This is a genomic window from Rhizobium quercicola, from assembly GCF_021168455.1.
GTDB classification, from domain to species: Bacteria; Pseudomonadota; Alphaproteobacteria; order Rhizobiales; family Rhizobiaceae; genus Ferranicluibacter; species Ferranicluibacter quercicola.
The window spans coordinates 248,485-270,686 of the sequence record NZ_JAJOZR010000006.1; the positions used below are offsets into that span (position 1 = coordinate 248,485).

Genomic DNA, 22,202 nt, shown 5'->3' on the forward strand with positions numbered 1-22,202 from the left:
ATGCCATCCATTGAACAACAGATCTCAGACCGTGTCGAGGCAGCGCAGGAGCGGATTGTCCAGACGCTGAGCGACCTCGTCGCCTTCCCGTCCGTTGTCAAGTCGAACCCGAAGGAGGCCGGTCCGGGCGAGCGGGACTGCCAGCGCTACCTTCAGACGCGGCTTGAAGCGATTGGCTTCACCACAGATCTCTGGGATCCGGACGGTCCGGCTCTCTATGCCAAATATGAAGGTCGCCCCGGCGCCAACAAAGGGCGTACCTTTGAGGGACGCCCCAATCTCGGGGGGACGCTGAAGGGAGCTGGCGGCGGCCGCTCGATCATGCTGACCGGCCATATCGACGTCGTGCCACCCGGTGCCGCCGAGCATTGGACGACCGATCCGTTCGTGCCGGTGCTAAAAGACGGCTTCCTGCATGGCCGTGGGACCGTCGACATGAAAGGCGGTGTCGCCTGCATGCTGATGGCGGTCGAGATCCTCAAGGAGATGGGTTTAGAGCTGAAGGGCGATGTCGTCTTCACCACCGTGGTCGACGAGGAAATCGGCGGCATGGGCTCCCTCGCCATGGTTGATCGCGGCTTCAAGGCCGACGCCGGCATCATGACGGAGCCGACCGCTAACCGCATCGCGCCGCTGTGCCACGGCATTCTCTGGGGCAGGATCATCATCGACGGGATCGGTGGCCATGCCGAGCTGACGCCGAATTCCTGGTACACGAGCGGCCCGGTCGATGCTGTACAACTCTGCCGCCAGATGCTCGACGGCATCGACATCCTCAACCGTCGCTGGATGTTCGACCCCAAGAAGAACCATCCCCTGATGGACCTGCCGAACCAAATCATCGTCACCCAGATGACTGCCGGCGAGCACCCGTCGTCGATGGCCGGTCGTGCCGAGATCATCATCGACGCGCAATACTTGCCGAGCGAAAAGGACGAATTCGCTCTTGGCGGCCATGTAAAGCGCGAGATCGAAGAGCATGTCCGCAACGTCTGCCAGGCAGATCCCTATCTGCGTGAGCATCCAGCCCGCGTTGAGTGGATCCTCGATGCCGATTGCGCCGAGATCCCAGCCGACAGCCCGTTCGTGACGATCTTTCAGCAGGCGGTGGAGATGGCGGACCTATCGCCGAAACTCTCCGGCTTCGGTGCACATAGCGATATTGGCCTGCCGACGGGACTAGGCAACACGCCGACAGTCAATTTCGGACCCGGCGATCCGGCCCAGGCGCACCAGCCAAACGAGCGCGTCGCGGTTCGCGACCTCATTGACTGCACCAAAGCTATTGCGCTAGCGGTGCAGAAGTGGTGCAACTGAGCGGAATACCCGAGCGACCCCGATCAGCTATCAGTAAGAGATCGTCGAGAGAGATCAGGCCAAGCCGGCGTTGGCAGCCTGCGTCAAAACGGATCCAGTGAAGAGATACCGGCTCGCCGGAGATACACAATATTGCTGCTGGGGTTATCCGATCCTGGCAGCAGACCGGTGCGAGTATAGGGGTCATGCCCGCCTGACTTGCAGGCGACCGGGTCGGCGAGACGACGTTGTCAAATGCCTTGACCCAGCATGTTCCGAAGACTGAGCAAATCGTCACGATCAGGGACACGCCGGAGCTTGTCGTGCTCGACCGAACCCTGTCCGGCTGTTTTATCTTAAAGGCGCACAGACACTGTCGACGAAAACACCAAGTATACCTTTGGAATCCTCCTTGCGGATGCGCCCGCTTGCTTCTCTTGTAGGACGAAGTTACCTAATCAGCCAAGGTGTTGGATAGCCGAAGGACAATTGCGCTACGAACCATTTCCGGGGATACGGTGAGTGGGAGAAGAGCCTATTCAGGCAGCCCCTCTTGGTGCATGAGGGCTTCATTCTCATGTTCGCTCGAAATCGGCAAGCAATCTTGATCTAGAACATCCAACGCTTAAGAAGAGAACTCTTTTTCGTCAATTTTTTGCCTTGAGGTGGATCATCGAGAGTGTAGTCGAGCCACGTCGCCAACCGCTGTAGGTGGTTCAAATATTGATGCTCCGGCTTTTTTTTAAGAACTATGACTGAGCCTACTTAAGGATAAGCTGTCGACCCATCGGGTTTGCGAGTGATCTTACGCTCCCAATGCACGTAGTCGTCCTTCTGGAGGCATGCCTCATCGATTTCGATACCCCAGCCTGGGCGGTCGGGGCGCAGCTCCATATGTCCATCGACAGGCATATATGGATCCACAGCCCAAGGGGCGTGGACATGCGGCTTGAACTCCAGAATCTTGAAGTTTGGTTGCGCCGCGCAGAAGTGGATGTTGACGGCGGTGGCCAGCGGACCCATGGGATTGTGCGGCGCCACCGTAACATAATGCGCCTCGGCAAGTGTCGCGATGCGGCGCATTTCCGTCATGCCTCCCACCACGCAAATGTCTGGCTGGATGATGTCAGCACCTCTCGCATTAAGCAGCGCCAGAAACTCGAAGCGGGAATAGAGGGACTCCCCCGTTGCAAGCGGCACGTTGATCTTCGATTTCAGTTCGCTCCATGCCGGAATGTGCTCCGGCCGGATCGGCTCCTCGTAGAACAGAGGATCGTGGGAGGCGATAGCGGCTGCAAGTTGAATGGCCTGATATGGTTCAAAGATCTTGGCATGCGCGTCGAACGCGAATTCGAATTCCGACGGTGTTATCTCACGAATGCGCCCGAAGTAGTCGCCCGTTTCCCGCACCAGCTCCCCCCAGCGCCCCTTGTGCAAATCTCGTCGGTAAGGGCTGATCTTGAATGCGGTGTAGCCGTAATCCTCATGCAACTGCAGTGTCTGGTCGCGTGCATACTCGGGATCTGGAGCGGTGTAGACACCGCAATACACTTTCACACGATCCCTGACGTTTCCGCCGAGGAGCATGTAAACTGGCAGGCCTGCGGCCTTACCGGCAATATCCCATAGCGCATGATCGATCGCGGAAATCGCAGCGAGGCCAAGGGCGCCGGGCGGAAAGCGGCATTGTTGGTTCAGCTTCAGGATCAGGTACTCCACGCGGCGCGGATCCTCTCCCTCGATCTGGTGGAAGAGGTAGTCGAGCAACGGCGGCAGAGCAAGATCGGGTCCATGATTGTAGCACTCGCCCCAGCCGGAGATGCCTTCGCTGGTTTCGATCTTCACAAGCAGCCGAGGACGTTCGTCCACCCGCTGCATGTATGTTTTCAGGCTTGTAATATACACGGTTAGGTCTCCGGTCAGGCGGCGCGGGTTTCGGTATCGACGCGATCAACGATCGAGCGTAGCAAGGAGCGCTCGTCTTTCGTCAAGGCTGTCACGCCGGGAACGCGCACGGGGCCGACATCCGTTCCTAGCATTCCCAGGGCCTCTTTCACGACGGTGACGTTGGCGCCGTTGTTGTACTTGGTGCGCAGCGCTTCGAAGCCGGCAATACCGTCAATCAGGGTTCGGGCCGCGGCATAGTCCCCGGTCTCCAAAGCCCGATGGATCGCGTGGCTGCGTTCCGGAAAGACGTTGACGAGCCCCGACGTAAAGCCGCGCGCGCCGAGCGCGTAGAAGGCTGGCGCCCAGCCTTCTGCAAGGCCACAGACCCAGATAGCCGGTGCATCGCGCGTGGATCGTATGACATCTGCAAGCAGCATGAGGTTAGTGGAGGCAAACTTGATGCCGGCGATGTTGCCATGCAGAGCAAGCGCTCTGAAGTCATCGACCGAAAAACTATCACTGCGAACATAGGCGATCAGCGGGACGGTGACGGCATCAGCCAGATCAAGAAAATAGCGGGCCTGATAGCTCGGTCCAGCGAAAGGATCCATGGGATGATGCCCCATGATGGCATCTGCGCCTTCCGCGATGGCGTCACGTGCAAGGGATTTCGCTTCCGTCAGAGACCGGCCCACGGCGGCACTGACAAGGGTCTTCCGGTCTGCCGCGTGAATCGTAACGCGGTGCACCTCCCGAATTTCCTCCATCGTCAGGGTGAAAAATTCACCGGTGTTACCGGCAGCCATGAGGTTTTGGACGCGGGCGGCCGCAAGGCCCTGAATGAGGGTCGTTAGTTTCCCGGTGTCGATGCTGCCGTCAGGATGATAGGGCGTCACCGGAACGCCGGAAATGCCGGTCAAGGCCGTCCGAACGACCTGAAGCGTGTCAGTCACATCAACTCTCCTTATTACCGAATACGATGGCGAGGTAGGTCTCGCCGGACCGAACGACGTGGTCGCGCATCTGCCGTTCGGCGAGATCCGCATTGCCTTGCGTTATCGCCGCCGCGATGGCGGCATGTTCCCCAAACGCCTTTTTGCGCTCCGCAGGATCTGAATGAATGATACGGCGGGTGCCCGCGTCGTAGAACTGCTGGCGCTCGATCAGCTTGCCGAGATAGGCACACCGCGACGCGACGTGTATCTGGTCATGAAAGGTCTCGTTCAGCAGGATCAGGCTGTCGACATCCCCACTGTCTGTGGCCTCGTGCATCAGGTTGACCGTCGCGGTCAGCGCGGTTCCTTCTAAAGGTTCCCGGCGCTTGGCGGCGAGGTGGGCGATCATTGATTCAAGAGCCGCCCTCGCAAGGATCATTTCCTCCGCCCAGATGGCATTGAAACGAACGATGACACCTCGGCGCGGCTGTGTCTCGACAAGCCCGTCGGATTCAAGCTGGCGCAAAGCTTCCTTGATGGGGGTCGTGCTTACTCCGAGTTGCTCGGCCAGGTGTCGCTCGTTCAGCTTCTGCCCAAAGGCAAAGCGTCCGCCAATGATCGCCGCGCGAAGGCTGCGATGAACATGATCGCGCAAAGTCGCGAAGACGCGGGGGTCCAGTTTGGACATTGCATCACCGAGATCCTCTGTCGTGTTTTGAGCCATGGTTTCGAGAACCCCGTTGACGTCGATTGCGTTTTGTGAAATCTGATATATCAAATTTCAGATCGTTGTCGATATGAAAGTTTGCAAAGCATGAGGTTGAGGAGCCTCGGAGGAGACGGAATGACCAACGCCCATATCTTCGCATTGGCCGGCGCAACCGCGCTGTCCATTTTCGCAGCACCGTTCGCGAGCGCAGCCACTCCGGCAGACCAGCTCGTCCTTGCCTCCAACATGTCTTCGATGCGGGGACTAGACCCGCACGAGCTCAATCAGCTCGAGTCTGCCGAAGTCGTCGCCAATCTCTATGAGCGGCTCGTCGTTTTGGCGGCCGATAAGATGTCCGAGCCGGAGCCGGGACTCGCGGAAAGCTGGATCGTCTCACCCGATGGAAAGACGTTCACGTTTAAGATCCGATCCGGTGTGACGTTCCACTCCGGCAATGATCTCACGGCGAGGGATGTCGAATGGTCGTTGCGCCGGCTCGTCAAGCTTGGGCTAGCGCCCTCTACCGATCTTCGTCAGTGGGGCTTTTCCGCCGAGAATGTCGATACGCTCATCCGCGCGACGGACGACGCCACACTGGTGATCGAGACGCCGGAGGTCTGGAATGCAAATCTTATTCTTTTCTCGCTAGCCAGCTTCTCCACCTCCATTCTCGACAGCGCTTTTCTCGCGGACAAGGCGAAGGATGGCGATATGGGGCGTGCCTACCTCCAGACGGCGGATGCCGGCTCGGGGCCCTATGCCCTGCGGTCCTGGCGGTCAAACGAGCTTCTAATCGCGGACGCCTTCAAAAATTACTGGCAAGGAGCGCCGGCTATGCGCCGCGTCCTGATCCGGCATATGCCGGAATCCTCCGCGCAACGCCTGCAGATCGAGGCCGGCGATATCGATGTCGCGACGCGCCTATCGTCGACCGATCTGAATGCGCTGGACACGGGTGACAAGGTGACCATCCAGAAGACGCCAGGCTTTGGCTTCTACTACCTCGCGCTTAACCAAAAGGACGAAATCCTTTCCAAGCCCAAGGTCCGGGAGGCCTTCCGCTACCTCATCGATTATGATGGGCTTGCCGGTACGGTGATGAAATTTTACGGTGTTAAACAGCAGACAATCATCCCGGCCGGCCTGCCGGGTGCATCGGACGAGAACCCCTATACGCTCAATATCGATAAGGCGAAGGCTCTGCTTGCTGAGGCAGGGTACCCCGATGGCTTCTCGAAAGTCTACTATGCGACGCCGGTCACGCCAGAATACGAGGTTGCTCAGTCGCTCGCCGCCAATGCGGCCAAGGCCGGCATCAAACTCGATCTTCAGGGGGGTGACCATATTGGCAAGTTCCGGGCGCGGGATTTCCAGCTATTCTCGGCACGCTCCGGCGAACGACTGCCCGATCCCCATGCCGTGCTGAACTCCTACGCGACGAATGCGGACAACGCCGATGCTGCCAAGCTGACGGGACTGCTCGCATGGCGTTCCGCCTGGGACGTACCTGAGGAAATTCAGACCATGGTCACGGCCGCGGCCCACGAGACCGACCCGTCCAAACGCTCAGACCTCTACACGAAGATCAATGCTGCCTACCTTGCAGCTTCCCCAGCTGTGATCACCTCCTTCCAGCGAACGGACGCCAAGGCGGTACGCAACGTGGTGAAGGGCTATGTCGGCCATGCCACATGGCTCACCCGCTGGGACACGGTCACGAAGGCCGAGTGAAAACGGAGCGCCGATGGCTGATCAGGAAGGATGGAATGTCGTGAGCATAACTCAGACCACTGAGAGCAGACTGCCGGACAAATCTGCGCTGCTGACCGGGGCCGGCAAGTTGACCGCGTCGCTTGGCGTTATCGCAACGACGCTGTTTGGGCTCCTCGTTATCACCTTTGTCATCGGCCGCATGGTGCCGGCTGACCCGGTCATCGCCGTCATCGGCGATCAGGCCGACCAGGTGACCTATGACCGGGTCTACAAGGAAATGGGTCTCGATCAACCGCTCTACGTCCAATTCGGCACCTATCTTGGTGATGTCGCCCGGCTTGATTTTGGGCAGTCCCATATCACCAAGAATCCTGTCGCGAGCGATCTTGCGCGGGTGTTTCCCGCAACGCTGGAACTGGCAACGCTTGCCACGCTGATCGGCGCGGGTTTCGGCGTGCCGCTCGGCGTCGTCGCTGCCGTGCGGAAGGGAACCTGGGTGGACCATGTGGCGCGCGTGGTCGGGCTGCTGGGCTATTCGACGCCGATCTTCTGGCTCGGCACCATCGTCATCCTCGTGTTCTACGCGACGCTCGGCTGGATACCCGGCGGCGGGCGGGTCGATATCTATAATGAAGGCCTCGTCAATGGTCCGACCAACTCCTTGATCGTGGACGCGCTGCTGGCGGGCGAATGGGAAGTTTTCTGGAGCGCCCTTCACCATGTCGCCGCACCGGCAATCATTCTAGGCTACGCGGCCATGGCCTATCTCAGCCGCATGAGCCGCAGCTTTATGCTGGAGCAACTGCGTCAGGAGTACATACTGACAGCTCGTGCCAAGGGCCTGGGCCAGCGCCCCATCGTCTGGCGTCATGCCTTCCGGAACATTCGTGTCCAGCTTCTGACCGTGGTTGCTCTGGCCTACTGCGGTCTGCTGGATGGAACAGTGCTGATCGAGACGGTGTTCTCCTGGCCGGGCCTCGGCCAGTATCTGACATCGGCGCTGTTCTTTGCCGATATGAATGCTGTGCTCGGCAGCGTTCTGTTCATCGGGCTCATCTCGATTGCGATCAATCTGCTCTCCGACATCGTCTACCGCTTCATCGACCCGAGGACCCGGTCATCATGACAATTCGTTCCGGCACATTTCAAAACCTGCACGATTGGCTGATCCGCGAGGACTTCACTTCCAACCGTCAGGCGCGACTCCACAAAGCCTACGTCGGTTGGTTGAACCTTGTTGGCAATCCGCTGGCGCTGCTCGGCTTCATGGTCATCGTGCTGCTCGTGGCGATTGCGACGCTGGCGCCTGTGCTGACCATTCACGATCCGATCGCCCAGGATCTCAGCATGGCGCTTAAGGCTCCATCCGCCCTCCACTGGTTCGGAACTGACGAGTTTGGTCGGGATGTCTACGCCCGCTTAGCCTATGGTGCCCGCACCACGCTCTACATCAGTATTCTTGTCACCCTTATCGTCGCGCCCATCGGCTTCATCATCGGCGCAACGGCTGGCTATATCGGCGGCTGGGTCGATACCGTCCTGATGCGGATCACCGACATCTTCCTGTCGTTTCCCTCTCTCGTTCTGGCGCTCGCGTTTTCCGCGGCACTCGGCCCCGGTATTGAGAATGCCGTGATCGCCATCGCGCTGACCATCTGGCCGCCCATCGCACGCCTCGCCCGTGCGGAAACGCTCACCTTCCGCAAGGCTGATTTCGTGGTGGCGGCCGAACTGCAGGGTGCCGGAATGGCACGTATCCTGTTTCGCCATATCGTGCCGCTCTGTGCGCCATCGATTGTCGTGCGGCTGACACTCAACATGTCGAGCATCATCCTGACGGCTGCCGGCCTGGGGTTCCTTGGTCTTGGTGCACAGCCGCCAATGCCGGAATGGGGTGCGATGGCTGCATCCGGCCGCCAATATCTGCTCGATGCCTGGTGGCTAACGACCATTCCAGGCATCGCGATTCTTGTCGTCAGCCTCGCCTTCAACCTTCTGGGAGATGGTCTCCGTGACATTCTGGACCCGCGCAATGCCTGATCCATCGCCGCTCCCCCTGGACCCGATCCTGACGGTGCGCAACATGTCGGTGGGCTTTCCGTCCCTCTCAGGCACCATTCCTGCCGTCCGCGATGTCTCGTTCTCCGTCAGGCGCGAAAAGATCGGCATCATCGGCGAAAGCGGATCCGGCAAGAGCACCACGGGCCGCGCCATCATGCGCCTGCAGCCACCGGGCGCCATCGTAAAGGCGGACGCGTTGCGTTTCGAGGAAATCGATCTCCTGAAAGTCAGCGAGAAGGATATGCTGTCCATCCGGGGGCGTCGCATGGCGATGATCCTCCAGGATCCCAAATACTCCCTCAATCCCGTGATGACGGTGGGCGAGCAGATCGGCGAGACCGTGATGCTTCATGAGAAGGTTTCCCGCCGGGTCGCGCGGGAGCGGACGCTCGGCATGCTGGAGCGCGTCCAGATCCGTGATCCCCGCCGTGTGTTCGATCTCTATCCGCATGAAGTGTCCGGCGGCATGGGCCAGCGCATCATGATCTCGATGATGCTGATCGCGTCCCCCTCACTCATCATCGCCGACGAGCCCACATCCGCGCTGGATGTGACCGTTCGACAGCAGGTTCTCAGTATTCTTGACGATCTGGTGACCGAGCGCGACATCGGGCTGATCTTCATCTCGCACGATCTCAATCTGGTGCGCAGCTTCTGTGACCGCGTCATCATCATGTATGCGGGACGTATCGTGGAGACCATTGCGGCTGCTGATCTTGATCACGCCAAACATCCCTATACGCAAGGGCTTCTCAACGCCCTGCCGAGCCTCGACCATCCGCGCGACAGGCTCGACGTTCTAGCGCGCGATCCTGCCTGGCTGGAGGGCTGACGATGTCCATGATCACTGTAGACCATCTTGCCGTCTCCTACGGCCATCCAAACCGGCCAACCCGCGTGGTGGACGACGTCTCCTTCGACGTGGGAGCCAACGAAACCTTCGGTCTCATCGGGGAGAGCGGCTGCGGTAAGTCCACCATCCTCGGGGCGCTTGCCGGACGCAACAAACAGTGGACCGGCCGTATCACCATCGATGGTCAGATGATCGGGGCCAAGCGCAGTCATGAGCAGTTAGCCCTTCAGCAGATGGTCTTCCAAGATCCCTTCGGTTCGTTGCACCCGCGCCACACGATCGGTCGCATCCTCTTGGAACCGCTGGAGATCCACGGCATCAATGACCGCCAAAACAGGGTGGAGACCGTCCTCAGGGACGTTGGGCTTCCGGTCAATTTCCGATACCGGTTCCCTCATCAGCTCTCCGGCGGTCAGCGTCAGCGCGTCGCTATCGCCCGCGCCCTTATCCTGAAACCGCGGATTCTCTTGCTCGATGAGCCGACCTCCGCTCTCGATGTCTCCATACAGGCAGAGATCCTCAACCTTCTCAAAGACCTGAGAAAACGCGAAAACCTGACATATATTCTCGTGAGCCACGATATGGCAGTCGTCGCGCATCTTTGCGACCGTGTAGCGGTTATGCAAAACGGCATCTTTGTGGAGACTGTGACAAAGAAGCAGATCATCGACGGTACCGTGACACATTCATATACAAAAGTTCTAATGGATGGGAGCCGAGGCTATGTGCCGAAGACGCCGATCGCAACATACCGCAGTCCAGTTGATATCGCTGGTTAGAAGACGAGCGGTGTGTCACAATTTTCGGCGTTCACAATGATCACGTGGCCGGCCTGCAGATCCTCAAAGACATCGTCGGCCACAAGATCTGGCTTCTGCCTCGAAGGTGATTAAGTGATCATCCAAACGCGCTTCGTGGCTGCCGGGATTTGCTCGTCGCATAGAGCCCCTGATAGCTGACCACCACAGCCTGATATTTTTATTCACTCTTTAGAATCAACAACTTGAAGCAGATTATCCCCTCGCCGCCGTTTTCGCGCCGCGGCGCCGAGGAGTTGTTAAAATCGCCATTTCTGGAGAGCGAAGCGGCAGCTCTGTTTGTGAAAACAGGCGACCGTTTCGTCGCATCTGTGACCAATGCCACGTATCACTCTTCGATCTCTACCTCGGTATCGTCGGATCGCTGCGCGGCCTTCGCTAACAGTAATTTACACAAGACGCCGCTGAGGCGCGCCAGTTTCTATAAACTTGGCCCTCGATCCAAGGATAAGGCTCGATGTTGCGCGAACGAACAAGCATTGGTCACGGCAAGTTTAAGCGATGCTGCCGCCTGCGTCGGAGTTTACTATAACTGTCTGATGTCAACGGTAATGAGACTACGCGCCCTTTGCCTGACCCCTCTCACCCCGCAGATCAAAACGCGCGGGGTGGCTCACGTCGTATCGCCTTCACATCAAAGGATGGCGAGACGCATCCATGAATCCTCGTCGGCGAATGACTTTTTGCTGTCGAGCCAGTTTTCTGACTCGCAACGAGCCCGATAGCCCTGCCCGCTCTCTACCTCGATCGTGACAGCGAGGTAGGTGCTCTGCACATCACACCACCCTTCAAAAATATTCAAGGAGCCTCCGAAGCCTTGCTGCGAGACAGGCATGTCGTCGATGAGAGCGGCGAGCGCCTCAGCCTTTGGGACGGGCAGCACATCGCGGAGCGGGTTGTGCTGCTCGCCGACGATGGCGCGAAACTGGCTTTCGTAGGAGTTCATAATTGAGCGATCGGTTTCCTGGCTCTCGACGGCCATCCCAACGAGATTCACACGCAAAACACCCCCTCGCCTCCTCGGGCAAGGGGGAGTGCGTTTCAGGTCTTGGGAGGACCGCTGGGACTGTAACCGGGCAACGGTGCAGTCAGCCTCTGAAAGTATTCAAGCACGATAAGCTGGGGCGAGGCTATCCCAGCGCCAACTGTTTTGCTATCGGCTTATCTAAGTGGTCAGAAATGGAGATCGGCGTGGGCGAGGTTGAAGCTAACGAGGCATCGGCTTTGGTCAAGTTGATGGCGAACTCGGAACGAATTCGAATGCTCCAAGCGATGCTTGAAGGAGAAGTACGAGTATGCGCATTGGCTGACCGGGCCGGCCTCGCTCAAGCTGCGACGTCCCAGCACCTTGCGAAGCTCGTGATTGCTGGCATTGTTGTTCAGAGGCGAGACCGACAGTCTCGATACAACTCGATCGTACCGGAGTGGGCGGACATATTGCGGCGACTGATTCGTGCTGCTGAGCAACATGACGCCTTGAGGACAGCTAACTCGTCTTGACCAACGCGTGGTAGCTAGGATTCCCGTTGAACACCTCTCGGAATCATGTCAAAGCAACGCGCCTCGAAAGAGGTCAGGGTGTGATAGCTATCCTAACAGGCTGTCGGATGGGTTCTGTCTGCAAACGTGTCCGTCTTCGAGGGCTTGCCTTCGGCACCCTGTGCTTCATTTCAAACGCCCGCGGCGACGGCCTTACTCTTCGTCCTTCGCCCGATACGCGGGGTAGCTTCGCTGTCAGACAGTCTCATTTTCTAGCGGGTCGGGCCATCCTTTATCGCGACAGAACTGCTCCGCGGCTCGGAACGGCATCTTCTGATCGGTGTAAGGTCTCGAAAGGGTATATTCTTTACAACTGAATGAAACCATCACCGACTACGAAAACACGTCGAAGAAAATAGCCATTCCGGGTTCGTACCGCATGCCTGTCTCCGTTTTGGCTCGGGATGGCGTGCCTAGATAGTTTGTCCCTCGAGTGATGCAGCTAGGTTCCTTAAACAGAGAGATGGCGTTGACTTCTAATCTTTCTCGTCCAAGCTGGAGCTTTCAGAGAATGTGCTGAGGGAAGGTCGTGGCCGCAGACTGGATCGCAACGCTCCATGAGCAAAGTGAGATTTTCCGAAGCAAGTCGCTACATGTGGCGCGCCTTCTTGAGCATGGAGACCTGAGCGTTGAGGTTGCCACAATCCTCCGCAACGACGTCGATCACCTCGCAACCCGATTTGATGGTGTGATTGTCGATATGTATGCAGCGCTCCATGACGACGACCCGCTCATTGAAAGTGCCGAAGTCATCGAACAGTTATGGAGCCAACTGTGTCTTGCGACGGCAAACAAGGTGAGAGAGCTCCAAGGGCTTCCTCTGATAGATCCCTTTCAGGATGGTGACGATGGGAGTTAGCGGCAAACGGCATGCGCCGCATGGGCCGTGCCGACTTTCGCACGACCGAGGTCGTGCGCATGGACCCGTTAGAAAGCTGCGAGCGGTCGAGGCGTTGGTCCCTCCTGAACTTAGGCGCGGCTGGTGCAAGGCGCCAGACGCCCAAATAGTATCCTTGCTGTCGGGCTTGGGATAAGCAACGCGCTCCGAACGGCGTGCTGTTGAGTGAAGTTTGGCACCCGCAAGCGGACTGTCCGCTCCATCTCATAGTGCTCTCTGCATGGTCTCGATACCATGACGAGCGCGATGTGTTTTAGGTCTGGTGAGACGGCAGCTGGGACGCCGGGAGGGGTGACGCACCGGCGGCGGCGCTGATCATGCTGATGAAGAAACATCGATCATTCACGTCGTTCTCCCCTGACGGCGCGAAGCCATCAATACGGCCTCTCTTTTGGGCTGGTCTGGCACCGGACCGGCCTTGTTCTGCAACGGCTTCGCCGACCTTCTTCCCCTGACCGCAGGCGGTCATTCCTCGCGAGCCAACAAGCTCGGCTGCCACCGTCCTTCGCTAACGCTGCGGTCCTGCGGATGCATTCCGTCCAATCCGTCGCCTCTCGACCGCCATCGAGGCCGCATTGGGCGGCTTCGAACAACCTCAGGAGATACGACAATGGCTCAGATCGGCACCTTCACCCGCGACGAGACCGGCGCCTACAACGGCACGATCAAGACACTCACCCTCAACGTAAAGGCATACATCAAGCCCTGCGACCGCGACAACGACCGCGCACCTGACTTCCGGGTTACAGCGACGGGTGTCGAGTTCGGAGCAGGCTGGAGCCGGACAGCCCGCGAAACGGGCGTAGAGTACCTCTCGCTCAAGCTCGACGATCCGTCCTTCACGGCGCCCGTCTACGCCTTCCTCGTCCAAGGCGACAAAGGCGAGCACAAGCTCATCTGGTCACGCTGACCGGTTCCACGGCGCTCCGCTCAAAGCGGGGCGCTTACCTCCTCTCGCGCAATGATGCAGAAAGAAAACCACAGAATCACCGGGAAATCCGGCCGTCAAAGACCGACACTCTGCATCATCACCTTCTCAGCCTAAGCGACGTTTTGCGATGCACCGCAAAATGTCGAATCCGGCGCAGGCTTGCAAAAGCAAGCGCACGAGACCGAGCGCGATTACATCCCAGTCGAGCTCGGTGATTCGTGCTGGATTACGGCATACACGAAATCCCAGCTGCTGCTTATTGGTACTGGGACCTCGCATGACACCGGTCCGCAGCGACTGTCAGTTTACCGCTCGCGCCGCAAAGATCGAGTGTTCTCGATCATGCGCCGATGCAGTGCGGACATCCGACGACTTCACGGTGTCCGGACTTTCCCGAGGCATGAGACAGCACCTAAGCCCCTACGTTGCGGTGAAGCCGCCATAGCAGGATTAATGTCCCGTTCCGGACGTGAAACGGTTATTACAACGCTCTTACGGTACTAGGACCCGGCATGCTCGATCAAGGATTTAGCGCTATAATCCGGTCGTTGCCGAAGCTCGACAATTTCCCTCAGCATCCTGCGCAAGTGCAGCCAGGGCTCATGCTGATGTTCGAGCCTCGGGTCGTGCAGCGCGAGCAGGCAGTGAAGCTTGGCAGCGACCTCCATGAGGCAGGACGGTGGCATCAGCAGCAATACGTTGCTCGAAATACTCGCAGAGCGATCGAGCTCCCTTTCCCGCCTAAGAGCAGCGCTGTACCCGATGCGAGCGTCGGCTTCTTTCCAAGCTCGCCGCCTTTGCCGTAGCGTTGACAGTGCGGCGTCGACCCGCCTGGCGCCGATCCTTGAGGACAGGTGTCGGATCTCCGCGTATGTCGTCGCAATTTGAGGCGGCTCACCTTCAAGTCCGTCGATCGCGACAGACGGATAGCCATCAAGGTCTGCCACTAGCCTGTCGCGCAGCGTCCGTACTCTTCGACTTTGGCGAAAATGCTGCTGATGGAGGCTCCACCAACGTAACCAGATTTCGCTTACCGGAGCAGGCCCTCTCTCGGTCCGTGGCGGCATGTCGGTGAAGCGCTGCTGCAAAACTCGCGCTGTGTGTGAAAGAAGGTTTCGTCGCGTAATGATGGTCGGCGCGTCGTAAGCCTTGCCGCTTGTCGGGGCGCTCTTTTCAATCGAAATTTCGGGCAGAGTTCTGCTATTCTCAGAATCAGCCATGATCCGAGCTCCTGATAGCTTGGGTTGTGGTCAGGCCAGGCCGGGTGTTACGAGCACCCAGCCTGGCTGCATTATCGGACCGACTTTGAATCAAAACTAGATTATGTCAAGGCTATAATGTGCTGAGTGCTTCACAGGTACGAATGGCCCGCGCAGCCCTAAAATGGGGTGTACGTGATCTGGCAGCTCGGGCGGACATTACTGCTGCTACGATCACACGGATCGAAGCCGGTAAGCCGGCATACGACGCAACACTGGAGGCAATCCGCGTTGCGTTCGAAGCAGCTGGCCTGGAGTTCATCCCCGAAAACGGGGGAGGGGAAGGCGTTCGCTTCTCAGAGCCAATGCACCGCAGAGGAAGAGACGACACCTAGTCCACCGTCACCTGACAATGCTTTCTTTCTGTTCAATGGACGGTCATCTCTACCAGTCTCAACGTCCCCAGAACATCATCAACCAGAAAGCGGAGCGCCTGGCAGCCAAGCAGATTATGTTCTTTAACTTGCTCCTGGATCGCGGTGAGCAGCCACCCAGCGCCGGTAAAATCCTCTCATGCCTCGTGAACCTCGATCACTTCCAAGCAGGCCACGATCCGAGGCCGTGCATCGCCATTGTCGGTCGTGAAACCGCGACCTGCTCCTGTGCCTACCGATATGTTTGAGCGATCCGCCGTCGATCTTCCGGCCCGCTCTGCGACACCATGCCCGCCGCCCAGATCAGCGTTCTCGCGATGTCGTCGAACTCGTTTCTCATGCCGGATCGAACGCGCCTGCGAACTCCGGATCGGAATGGTAGACGAGCTTGCGCGCGACGATCGGACGTTGTCCGGCAAGGAACAGAAGCTCGACCGAATTTGGCAGATTGCGCACCTCGTCAGGTGTCATGAGGGCACGGCCGGTGTGCTGCTGGCTGAGCGAGATGCCAGGATCGCTCGCATCGAGATTGCGTCCCATCGTCTGGAAGACGACCGTCTCCTGTCCAAGGAGATCGGAGATCAACCGGGCACTGTCGTGATCGTTGACGCCGAACACCTGGAGGACGCCGGCATTCGACAGGAACGTGCCGGCACGCTTCTCGTATGTGGCGCGCAGCTGATGGATGTCCTGCAGGATTGGCCAGAGCTGGACGCCGTAGCCGGCCATCAATCCCATGGCCTGGCTGACGGGCGCGAGATACCCAAGGCTTGCGAACTCATCGAGGAGATAAAGCACGGGGACATCCGGCTTTTTCCGATCGCGCGCCATGTCCGTGAGGCTCTGGGTCACGAGCAGGCGCAGCCAGCGGGAATAGGCCGAAAGCCGATCCGGCGGCAGCACGAGGAACACCGTGGCGTGGCCCGCTTTGAGATCGGCAAACCGGACATCGGATCGTGCGAGTACAGCCGTCATGCGCGGACTGTCGAGGAAGTGCGTGTGACGCTGGGCGGATGACAGAACACCGGCCGCCTCGCGGTCGGATTTGGCAAGATGACGGTTGGCGGCACGCACAACAAGGTTACCGGCAGGACGGACGCTGGCGGACGCCTGCATGGTCTTGAGAAGCCCTTCAAAGGCACCGGGATCAAGGGTCAGACTGTCGCGCAGGGTGGCAAGCGTTCGCCGGGCTAGCGGCTCGTTGATGACGATGTGAAGGATCAGACCGGCGATCAGGGCTTTTGCCTCTTCGTTCCAGTGCGCCTCGCCGGACAGGCCCGGTTCGTCAAACACCAATGCATCGGCAAGCGTGCTTGCGTCCTCGGCGACATCGACGCTGTCGGGATCGATCTGGTCGAGCGGATTGAAGGTCGATGACGGTCGACCGGTGACGCCGAAGGGATCGAGAACATGAACCGGTCCGAAGCGTTCACGCGCACGCCCTGTCACCATCGCGTTCTCGCCTTTCGGATCGATGCAGATCACCGAGCGATCCGCTGTCAGCAGGTTTGGAATGATGGTGCCGACACCCTTGCCGGACCTCGTCGGCGCCATGGTGAGGAGATGGGCCGGCCCGTCATAACGCAGAAGCTTGCCCGTGCGCGGATCGCGTCCGATCAGCAAGCCCGAGGGCGCCTTGATGAGCGGCGCGATGTCTCTGGCGTTTGCAAGGCGGGCCGAGCCGTGCGTGGCATTGTCGCTCGAGCCGAAGTGCAGGATCAACGGTTCACTGATCACGCGGAACATGAAGGCGAACGCAAAGAGGGTCAGAACGATGTTGCCGAGATACCAGAGCGCGTCATGCGTCACACTGCCGGCAAGCCGTAGCAGATAGTCACGTGCGACAACCGCAGCGAAGAGAACGATCATCAGATAGACGGCGGCCCTTGCGACCATCTTCCAATAGCGGAAGGGTGCCGCGATCAGGGCGACGATTGCCCAGAGCGGATCACGGGCCACGTGCCGCATCATGTTGCCGAAGGCGTCAAAGGTGCGGGTCATCCTGTTCATGGCGCCACCTTGCCTTCCGTCTCACCGTGCCTGTCCGCGCCATTGCTGCCCGTGGTCGTAGAGGATGTCGTCACTTGATCTGATGCAAGCGGGCTTGATGGAAGCGGATCCGTTTGCAGCAGATCGGCAAAGAGCGCGTGATCGGCCTCGCGTGTCAGGAAGCCTGGCAGCTCACGTCTCAGCCAGTCATCGAGCTGCCGTGTGAACGCGCTGTTGCCGCTCGTTTGAAGCCGGTGGAGCACCAGTGCGCCCAGCAGGATCTTGCGCCTTGTCTCCTCCGATCGCTCCTGCTTTCCCAAGCGGGCTTTGAGCGTTTTGCGCTGGGCCTCGATCTGGGCCAGCCGTTCCCCAATGCTCTTTCGCGCCATGCCGACATCCTTTCTGATCCGGTTCTTCCACATCAGCAGCGAGGCTACGGAGCGGCTGTCGCATCGGCAATTTGGTGAATCCTACAAATAGCGGCACCCTGTGAGATCCCGTACGAAGAGAGCGAAGCGAACGAGGCACAAGGGCGCACTTACGAGTTGCTGCGCAACTCAAGTGGCCGATGGCGCATCGGGAAAGGCGACCGCGGATATGGCGATCTACCATTGCAGCATGAAGCCGATCGCGCGCAGCAGCGGCCGCAGCGCGGTGGCCTCGGCTGCCTATCGCGCGGCCGAAAAGCTCACCAACGCGCGCGATGGCCTGACCCACGACTTCCGCGCCAAGCAGGGCGTCGAGCATGCCGAGATCATCCTGCCCGAGCCGGGCGCCGGCACCATGGGCGTGAATGCCGCATGGGCGCAGGACCGGTCGGCCTTGTGGAACGCGGCCGAGACAGCCGAGAACCGCAAGGATGCCCGCGTTGCCCGCGAGTTCGAAGTGGCCCTTCCACACGAGCTATCGGCTGAGCAGCGGATTGAGCTCGTGCGGACGTTCGCCCAGTCGCTGGCGGACCGTTATGGCGCGGCTGTGGATTTTGCCGTGCATCGTCCACATCCAGACAGCGATGTGCGCAATCATCATGCGCATCTCCTGATGACGACGCGAGAGGTGACCGAGCGCGGTCTTGGCGACAAGACGGCGATCGAGCGGGAGAACAAATGGCTGTTGTCGAACGGGCTTCCCACATCGCAGATGCAGCTTCGCGATATCAGGCAATCGTTCGAGCAGATGACCAATCACCATCTGGCCAGGGCCGGTCTCGACATCCGGGTCGATCATCGCAGCCATGTCGAACGGGGACTGGAGATCACGCCGACCGAACATGCCGGCGTTCACGCGACACAGATGCAACGCCGCGGCCAGGATATCTCGCGCGCGCGACTGGATGAGGATGCAGCCAGGCGCAACGCCGATCTCATTCGCAAGAAACCGGAGGAGGTGCTGGCGATCATCACAGGCGAGAAGAGCGTCTTTGATCGCCACGATGTCGCGCGTGCCCTGCATCGGTACATCAACGACGATGCCCAGGCGTTCCGGAACGCGTTCGCAACCGTCATGGCCTCGCCGGCGCTGGTCGCGTTGCAGCCGGAACGAACGGATCGTGCGACCGGCAGGATTGCGCTCGCGCGCTATTCGACGCGCGAGATGGTCGAGATGGAAAGCGGGATGGCAAAGAGCGCCGAAAGGCTGCAGGCAGCGCGCACGCATGGCGTCGATCGTCCGCATGTCGATCATGCGATCCGCCGCCAGAATGAAGCCCTTCGAGCAGGCGTTGCCAGCGATACGGAAGCAAAGGTCGAGCGTGGCGAGCTGGACACCGCGGAGCGCGACCGGCGCCTCCACGCCGCCCGACTGTCCGGAGAGCAGCAAGCGGCGATCGAACATGTCACGGGGCCTGAGCGGATTGCGGTTGTCGTCGGCTATGCCGGTGCGGGCAAGTCGACCATGCTGACGGCCGCGCGGGAAGCCTGGCAGCGCCAGGGCTATCAGGTGCATGGTGCGGCACTATCGGGGAAAGCGGCGGAAGGGCTGGAAGAGTCGTCCGGCATTGCCTCCCGCACGCTCGCCTCCTGGGAGATGCGGTGGCAGAACGATCGTCAGCTGCCTGGCCGCCGGGACGTGTTCGTGATCGACGAGGCGGGCATGGTCGGCAGTCGCCAGCTTGCTCGGGTTCTGCGCGAGATCGAGCAGCGCGGTGCAAAGATCGTCCTGGTTGGCGACCACGAACAGCTGCAGGCGATCGGAGCCGGCGCGCCGTTCCGGGCGATCGCCGAGCAGATCGGGCACACCGAGCTCTCCGACATCCGTCGTCAGCGCGTGGACTGGCAGCGCGCAGCATCCGTGTCGTTTGCCACGCACAAGACGGCAGAGGGACTGGCGGCGTATCGGCGGCATGGCGACATCCGGTTCAGCTATACGGTGGATGATGCGCGGTCCGCCATCGTGCGCGACACCATTGCGGATCTGGAAGCCCGGCCGCAGGGCAGCCGGGTTGCCATGGCGCATCGCCGCGCCGACGTCTCCGCCATCAACGCCGATATCCGTTCAGCGCTTCAGGAGAGGGGCCGTCTGACGCGTGGTGAGGAGAATGGTGAGCTGTCGTTCCAGACGAGCAACGGTCGGCGCGCCTTTGCAATCGGCGACCGGCTGGTGTTTCTGGAAAACGATCGGGATCTCGGCGTGAAGAACGGGATGCTCGGGACCGTGCGGACCGTCGAGCCGGACGCACTCCAGGTGCAGCTCGACGGTGGTGCTGGTCGCGGTCAGAACAACGACCGCATCGTCACCATACCGACCAAAGACTATCAGTCCTTTGACCACGGCTATGCGACCACCATTCACAAAACGCAAGGCGCCACCGTCGATCGTGCCTTTGTGTTGGCCTCGAAGACGATGGACCGTCACCTGACCTATGTCGCCATGACGCGGCATCGTGACAGCGTCCAGCTCTATGCGAGCCAGGACGCGTTCACAGACGCCAGGACGGGTAAGCTGGTGGCGTTCGGTACAGCACCCTATGCCCATGATCCCAAAAACCACGACAGCACCTTCGTCACGATCGAGACGGACAAAGGCGAAAAGCAGACGGTCTGGGGCACGGATCTCAAACGCGCGATGGAAGCCGCAGCGCCAGAGGTAGGTGCAGCGATACGGCTTGAGCGCGTCGGCTCGGATCCGGTTCGGCTTCCCGATGGAAGCACCGTGACACGCAACCGCTGGCGGGTGCTCACCGGGGAGGATCTGGCATTCCGGCAGCTCGAGGAGCGGCTCAGCCGCTCGGGCGTCAAGGAAACGACGCTCGACTACACCAGAGACTTCGCCCATCGCCGGGGGATCGTGGAGAAGGATGGCATTCGCAGCGAGATCGTGGTGGATCGTGCCGGCATCGCGCGACAGGCGTACAATGCGTCCAGGGGGCGGACCGAGCACGCCACAATGCCCGAACGCCCAGCACCCCTCGTGCCCGCCATTACCCGCTACGACCGCAGTATCGAGGACGTCGCGCGCGAGAAGGCCACATCGGTGGACGAGCAGAGGTTCGGGACCGTCGCGTCGCTCGTGCAGCAGGTGTTCCGGGATCCGGAAACTGTCACACGCCAGCTGCGCGCAGGCATCACCGAGAAAGCAAAGAGGGGAGAGGAACTCGCGACGATCATGGCCAGACAGCCTGAGCGGTTCGGGGAGCTCCGCGGCAAGGCGGGGCTGCTTGGGGAAAACAGGGAGCGCAGACAGGCGAGAGACATCGCAAAGGCGGTGGCCGCCCATATCGGCCACGTCTCGAAAGCCTGGGAACGGCGCCTGGATGCGGAGCGGGCATCGGAAACCTGGCAGCGGGAGAAACGCGATGGCGTCGAGGTGCCCGGCCTGACACCTCGCAGCTTCGAGCTCATTGCCCAGGTGGAAAAGACAGCGATCGACAACCAGGGTCCGCTCATCAATCAGTTGCGGTCAACGCCGGAGGGGAGGATCGCGCTGGAAGAGGCAAAGCGAGTGGCCGATGCGCTCACGCTTCGGTTCGGGCATTCCGATCCGCGGAACTTTGCCCCCGAGCTTGAGAAGCGGCCTGAGCTCGCAAAACAGGCCGAGACGATCAAGAGCGTTGCCCGCATCGTGGAGCGCGCCCGCATGGCGGAGCTCACGCGGGATCATACGTTGAAGCAGCAGCTCAGCCGAACGAAGGGGCTCGGGTTGAGCCGGTAGGATGGTGAGCGGTCATGCGGTCCGGACCGGAAACATGTCCTCGCCATAGTGATGCAGGCGAGTGTGATGACGGCGGCAGAGCCAGCGGACGTCGAGAGGGTCGTCATACTGGTCGTGATGGGCGTCGACCGTGTCGATGCCGCAGACCTCGCAGGGTTGTTTGGCAAGATCGCCTGCCTTGACGGCTCGCTGCACGGCCAGATGCGCATCATACTTTGCCGGATTGGCCCGGCGCCAGTTTGCCTGACGGGTGTCGGTCTTCAGCATCGCACATTCATTCCTTCGGCTGGCTACTGGTGAAGATCAGCTGAGTTGGCGCGGCTTGCCATCTAGAAGAGCTATTTGTTCACATACTGGCGCGAATTTGAGGTAGGCGCAAGTAGAGGCTTTTGGGAAAGGAAGGCCACCCGATGTTGAATTGGAGATAACCATTCCATTTTCGCCAAACGGCCTCTCGACGTCTGGATTTCTGCTAGCGTCGCAGTGCGAGACATGTTGCGAGATCGGTGCTTCCCCGGGGCGTTGCTTCGTGGTTGCTGTGGGCCAACGGCAGGTGCAAACGATGAGAATGATCGCGGCACGATGATCATGTAAGCGAAGAGGTCAAGGCTCAGCGACAGATGCGGAGCTTCCAGGCGCTGGACCAACATAATGTCGATAACGCCGCCGACGCCGTAGGGCTGACCACGGTGCTGCCAAAGGTTGGCAGCACCAGTACCGGCAGAGGCGTTTCTTACAGATCGAGCAGGCTGCCTGACAGCTGCCCTTGTGACGTCGCTTGTAGAGTGTGA

18 protein-coding genes are annotated in these 22,202 nt (G+C 59.9%); 9 read left to right on the forward strand and 9 right to left on the reverse strand.

The annotated features are described in order from the left end of the window. Entirely contained in the window at positions 1 to 1,317 is a 1,317-nt protein-coding gene (locus tag LRX75_RS11290; protein WP_231814402.1) for a M20 family metallopeptidase, read from the forward strand. Positions 1,318 to 2,061: 744 nt separating this feature from the next. On the opposite strand, the gene LRX75_RS11300 is transcribed toward LRX75_RS11290, so the two are convergent. From LRX75_RS11300 to LRX75_RS11310, 3 genes are read right to left on the reverse strand one after another with little or no spacing between them, the layout of a single operon-like run. Next, positions 2,062 to 3,201 carry a mandelate racemase/muconate lactonizing enzyme family protein gene (locus LRX75_RS11300; RefSeq protein WP_231814404.1) on the reverse strand — a complete coding sequence of 380 codons (1,140 nt, stop codon included), beginning with the start codon at positions 3,199 to 3,201 and terminating at the stop codon, positions 2,062 to 2,064. A gap of 14 nt (positions 3,202 to 3,215) precedes the next feature. Beyond that, positions 3,216 to 4,136, reverse strand: a complete 921-nt coding sequence (locus LRX75_RS11305) for a dihydrodipicolinate synthase family protein (RefSeq protein ID WP_231814406.1) — start codon at positions 4,134 to 4,136, stop codon at positions 3,216 to 3,218. A gap of 1 nt (position 4,137) precedes the next feature. Next, positions 4,138 to 4,842, reverse strand: coding sequence for a GntR family transcriptional regulator (locus LRX75_RS11310; RefSeq protein WP_113152549.1), 705 nt, complete (start codon positions 4,840 to 4,842; stop codon positions 4,138 to 4,140). 120 nt (positions 4,843 to 4,962) lie between these two features. Here LRX75_RS11310 and LRX75_RS11315 point away from each other — a divergent pair, with 120 nt between their 5' ends. The 5 genes from LRX75_RS11315 to LRX75_RS11335 are packed head-to-tail and all read left to right on the forward strand — an operon-like array spanning position 4,963 to position 10,233. Then, positions 4,963 to 6,558: an ABC transporter substrate-binding protein gene (locus LRX75_RS11315; RefSeq protein WP_231814408.1), complete on the forward strand. Its 1,596-nt coding sequence runs from the start codon at positions 4,963 to 4,965 to the stop codon at positions 6,556 to 6,558. 13 nt (positions 6,559 to 6,571) lie between these two features. Continuing rightward, on the forward strand, positions 6,572 to 7,666 hold the full coding sequence (locus tag LRX75_RS11320) for an ABC transporter permease (protein ID WP_113152551.1): 1,095 nt from the start codon (positions 6,572 to 6,574) through the stop codon (positions 7,664 to 7,666). Continuing rightward, positions 7,663 to 8,580: an ABC transporter permease gene (locus LRX75_RS11325; protein ID WP_269456160.1), complete on the forward strand. Its 918-nt coding sequence runs from the start codon at positions 7,663 to 7,665 to the stop codon at positions 8,578 to 8,580. Before LRX75_RS11320 ends, LRX75_RS11325 begins: the two co-directional genes overlap by 4 nt. Continuing rightward, positions 8,573 to 9,433: an ABC transporter ATP-binding protein gene (locus LRX75_RS11330; RefSeq protein ID WP_231814410.1), complete on the forward strand. Its 861-nt coding sequence runs from the start codon at positions 8,573 to 8,575 to the stop codon at positions 9,431 to 9,433. Before LRX75_RS11325 ends, LRX75_RS11330 begins: the two co-directional genes overlap by 8 nt. Positions 9,434 to 9,441: 8 nt before the next feature. Next, a complete protein-coding gene (locus tag LRX75_RS11335) occupies positions 9,442 to 10,233 on the forward strand; it encodes an ABC transporter ATP-binding protein (protein WP_162743159.1) in 792 nt (263 codons plus the stop codon). 673 nt (positions 10,234 to 10,906) lie between these two features. Here LRX75_RS11335 and LRX75_RS11340 read toward each other — a convergent pair. After that, entirely contained in the window at positions 10,907 to 11,254 is a 348-nt protein-coding gene (locus LRX75_RS11340; protein ID WP_231814412.1) for a hypothetical protein, read from the reverse strand. A 197-nt stretch (positions 11,255 to 11,451) separates the two neighbouring features. Between LRX75_RS11340 and LRX75_RS23405 the strand changes: the two genes are divergently transcribed. Continuing rightward, positions 11,452 to 11,772 carry an ArsR/SmtB family transcription factor gene (locus tag LRX75_RS23405; protein ID WP_420851184.1) on the forward strand — a complete coding sequence of 107 codons (321 nt, stop codon included), beginning with the start codon at positions 11,452 to 11,454 and terminating at the stop codon, positions 11,770 to 11,772. Positions 11,773 to 12,400: 628 nt separating this feature from the next. Here the strand turns inward: LRX75_RS23405 and LRX75_RS23290 are convergent. Beyond that, positions 12,401 to 12,529, reverse strand: a complete 129-nt coding sequence (locus tag LRX75_RS23290; RefSeq protein ID WP_269456161.1) for a hypothetical protein — start codon at positions 12,527 to 12,529, stop codon at positions 12,401 to 12,403. A gap of 790 nt (positions 12,530 to 13,319) precedes the next feature. On the opposite strand from LRX75_RS23290, the gene LRX75_RS11345 reads away from it, so the two are divergent. Next, positions 13,320 to 13,619, forward strand: coding sequence for a DUF736 domain-containing protein (locus LRX75_RS11345; RefSeq protein ID WP_231814414.1), 300 nt, complete (start codon positions 13,320 to 13,322; stop codon positions 13,617 to 13,619). A 521-nt stretch (positions 13,620 to 14,140) separates the two neighbouring features. Here the strand turns inward: LRX75_RS11345 and LRX75_RS11350 are convergent. From LRX75_RS11350 to LRX75_RS11365, 3 genes are all read right to left on the reverse strand, one after another. Further along, positions 14,141 to 14,860 (reverse strand): hypothetical protein, encoded by a 720-nt coding sequence (locus LRX75_RS11350; RefSeq protein WP_231814416.1) that lies wholly within the window; start codon positions 14,858 to 14,860, stop codon positions 14,141 to 14,143. Between the two features lie 749 nt (positions 14,861 to 15,609). Further along, positions 15,610 to 17,283: a type IV secretory system conjugative DNA transfer family protein gene (locus LRX75_RS11360; protein ID WP_231814420.1), complete on the reverse strand. Its 1,674-nt coding sequence runs from the start codon at positions 17,281 to 17,283 to the stop codon at positions 15,610 to 15,612. Beyond that, the gene (locus LRX75_RS11365; RefSeq protein ID WP_231814422.1) at positions 17,280 to 17,651 is read right to left on the reverse strand and encodes a mobilization protein; all 372 of its coding nucleotides are present in this window, start codon (positions 17,649 to 17,651) and stop codon (positions 17,280 to 17,282) included. The genes LRX75_RS11360 and LRX75_RS11365 overlap by 4 nt, the downstream gene beginning before the upstream one ends. Before the next feature lie 208 nt (positions 17,652 to 17,859). Here LRX75_RS11365 and traA point away from each other — a divergent pair, with 208 nt between their 5' ends. Continuing rightward, complete coding sequence (gene traA, locus LRX75_RS11370; protein ID WP_231814424.1) at positions 17,860 to 21,411, forward strand: Ti-type conjugative transfer relaxase TraA; 3,552 nt, start codon at positions 17,860 to 17,862, stop codon at positions 21,409 to 21,411. A 12-nt stretch (positions 21,412 to 21,423) separates the two neighbouring features. Here the strand turns inward: traA and LRX75_RS11375 are convergent, their stop codons facing one another. Next, positions 21,424 to 21,678, reverse strand: a complete 255-nt coding sequence (locus LRX75_RS11375; RefSeq protein WP_110803020.1) for a hypothetical protein — start codon at positions 21,676 to 21,678, stop codon at positions 21,424 to 21,426. Positions 21,679 to 22,202: the final 524 nt, after the last annotated feature.